Origin of the sequence: Chlorobium sp., from assembly GCF_036528655.1 — a bacterium.
Taxonomy (GTDB): Bacteria; Bacteroidota; Chlorobiia; order Chlorobiales; family Chlorobiaceae; genus Chlorobium.
Window position 1 is genome coordinate 1 of record NZ_JAIGND010000014.1, and the last position, 1,470, is coordinate 1,470.

The 1,470-nt window shown below is 50.8% G+C and carries 2 protein-coding genes; both read right to left on the reverse strand.

The window, feature by feature from the left end:
• Positions 1–354: 354 nt before the first annotated feature.
• Positions 355–765 carry a type VII toxin-antitoxin system HepT family RNase toxin gene (gene hepT, locus K4305_RS05010; RefSeq protein ID WP_331561296.1) on the reverse strand — a complete coding sequence of 137 codons (411 nt, stop codon included), beginning with the start codon at positions 763–765 and terminating at the stop codon, positions 355–357.
• Positions 750–1,151, reverse strand: a complete 402-nt coding sequence (mntA, locus tag K4305_RS05015) for a type VII toxin-antitoxin system MntA family adenylyltransferase antitoxin (RefSeq protein WP_331561297.1) — start codon at positions 1,149–1,151, stop codon at positions 750–752. The genes hepT and mntA overlap by 16 nt, the downstream gene beginning before the upstream one ends.
• Positions 1,152–1,470: the final 319 nt, after the last annotated feature.

A 1,470-nucleotide genomic window follows, 5' to 3' on the forward strand; every position in this document is an offset into this window, starting at 1 on the left:
CACCTCCCGACATCCATCCCACAATCTTTTCATCCGTGAAAATCCGATTTCAATCAGCGGGAACCGCGCTCTTTCTCTTCTTGCTGAATAACCCGACAGCGCAATACCTGAAAACCATAACACAACCACCCAGACACCACCTCACCCATCAATCCGTGCCAATCCGTGTAAATCCGTGGGCAACCTCCCCTCTTCAATCCCTCCCCAATCCCCAATCAGCGGGAACCGCGATCACCCTCTCCCTACCTCCCCCAAATCACGCAACTTTAGCTGCAAAACAACGTCCCCAACTATTACGTGGGCTACTCTTCCTCCCCAATCCCCGCATCCCGTCTCCCGACAAAAATCAGAACGCTATCGAAGACAAAGCACTGCCCGGGCAAAAGCCTTGAAATCGCAGAGATGATGTCGAGCGATCGCATGCACAATCGCCCAGTCGATCGTATCGTAATTATGTACCGCCAGGTTGCGAAACCCGACCGCTTTTTTCATGCTCACGCAAAGCTCCGGATCAATCACACCCAACTCCTGCAGCAAATCAAAACTCTGTCCCATCGTCAATGGCGAAGGCAGGTCCGATTCGGAAAGAACGTGATTTGCAATATCGACACAAATCTGTACAGCCCGTGTTAGGTTGACAGAAACAATATCCTGTGCGTCATAGTCCCGTGCAAGAGTCTCAACATCCACAGGACAATGATCTTCCGCTCTGCCAACAGCTCGACGCAAGGACTCGATCTTCTGTTCGATCAGACTCCAATCCATCTCTTCCTCCTCTCTTCCAGCACCCTCCGGCGAATGGGCATAAAATCAGCGCTATCGATCTGGTATCGGGTAAGCAGCATCGCATACAGGGAATTTGAACCGAGAATCCTTCTGCCTTTAGAGAAAATCTGCTCCATGACGGGAAGTCCTGCAGTCCTGAGATCAACCAGATCAACAGGCCGACCGATCCGCAGCGCAAGATCTTCTATCAGACGCATTTTTTCTTCTGCCGTCACAGCCCGGCCCGCATAAACAGCAAGATCGAGATCACTCTCAGACCCCGCCGTTCCTTTGGCCACGGAACCGAAAAGTACCGCAAGGGTAATAACGGGATAAGCTTCAAGCACATCCCTGATCAGCTGATCTATATCCTGTATCATTTCCATAAGTATGACCCTATATGCTCTTCATGGTAACATACAAAGAATTATTGTATCTTTATTTACACAAACAAACCCAAACCAGGCAATACCCCCGGAATGTCAATAAACCACCAATCGGGCCAATCCGTGGGCAACCTCTTCACTCTTCAATCCCTCCCCAATCCCCAATCAGCGGGAACCGCGATCACCCTCTCCCTACCTCCCCCAAATCACGCAACTTGAGCAAGAAAACAACGTCCCCAACTATGGCTCCAGACACCACCTCACCCATCAATCCGTGCCAATCCGTGTAAATCCGTGGGCAACCTCCCCTCTTCAATCC

Excerpts from the sequence above, each read along its gene's own strand:
- hepT (WP_331561296.1), bottom strand. The coding sequence starts at position 765 with ATGGATTGGAGTCTGATCGAACAGAAGATCGAGTCCTTGCGTCGAGCT.
- mntA (WP_331561297.1), bottom strand. The coding sequence starts at position 1,151 with ATGGAAATGATACAGGATATAGATCAGCTGATCAGGGATGTGCTTGAA.